Raw genomic sequence first — 1,136 nt, forward strand, 5'->3', positions numbered from 1 at the left:
AATAGTTGGATACGTTCCTAAAAAGAGTAATTCTACAGCCTCAACGCCGCAATAAGCGGACTAAAATAGTGGGTTAAAATGTGTAGCGAAGCGAAACATAACCCACTGTTTTAGTTCCGTTTAATTGCCTTGTTAGGCATGCAGGCTCCATATGCCAAACACTAATCGGCACTCGTGATTTCCACTGGAACTCGTGTGTCATAGCTCATTTCCATCGTCATAATTTCTCCTTTACGTACGTGGAAATCCATCCAATCCAAGACAGTGCTCTTGGTCTCACCATATATTGCAGGGTTAGAATTACCGGGAACAGGAAAAGGACGAATTGAAATAGACTGCCCACTCATTTTTCCATCTTGGATTTCGGATGGCAACGAAACTTGAAACACCTCATTTCCGTATCCAATAACAAGAAAAGCATATGGATAACCTGTAACAGCATTTTTGCGTCGTAAAATTAGGGCTGAAATCAAATCGCTTGGTAGAGGTCCAGGTTGGAAGGAGTAAATAACAGGACACTTATTTAAGTATGCTTTAGAGTGATCAGACTCTTTAATCCACGCCATCAATCCTAAAAAATTGGGGACTTCATTATCAGGAAGCAACGTAACTCCGATTTTCATAAATGCTTTCAATACGGCTACGGGTGTATAAGAATCTCGCCTTAACTTGAAGATAACGGTCTTGTTGTCTTCGTCAACCTCAAAAATCGGATCATTTTCATAGGCCCTAATATTCAGTCGGTCTTGCCCATATTCAATTCTCCACCCAGGTTTGTCACCGCCTTTTTTTAGAGTAGGAACACTTTTTTTCCCCTTAATACGAATGAGTGTACGCATTGGTTTTGACCAATTACCTAAGTCATTCTCTATTCCATCCCCAAACTCTTTATTGCAAATATCACATTCATAGGCACTTGCTATGCTTTTATTTCCTAATAGCTCAGGGATAGCGTGAGCTACTTTCTTAAAAGATACTTCTGGATGTGTTTTACCGCAGAAGCGACAAGTACGATTATTCATATCACCCAAAATCACTTTATCCCTAGGTCGCACCAACCATTGTCCAATAATTTCGTAATTCGTTTCATAGAAATTAATGCTTTGTTCGTGATCATGCATAAATCTACTCCAATG

At 39.7% G+C, this 1,136-nt stretch carries 1 protein-coding gene; it reads right to left on the minus strand.

Going from position 1 to position 1,136, the window contains the following annotated elements:
* Nucleotides 1-161 precede the first annotated feature (161 nt).
* A partial coding sequence (locus I6F40_RS19580; protein WP_231609398.1) for an HNH endonuclease occupies nucleotides 162-1,136 on the minus strand: 975 nt, incomplete at its 5' end.

This window comes from Pseudoalteromonas sp. SWXJ133 (genome assembly GCF_015864365.1).
Lineage (GTDB): Bacteria > Pseudomonadota > Gammaproteobacteria > Enterobacterales > Alteromonadaceae > Pseudoalteromonas > Pseudoalteromonas arctica.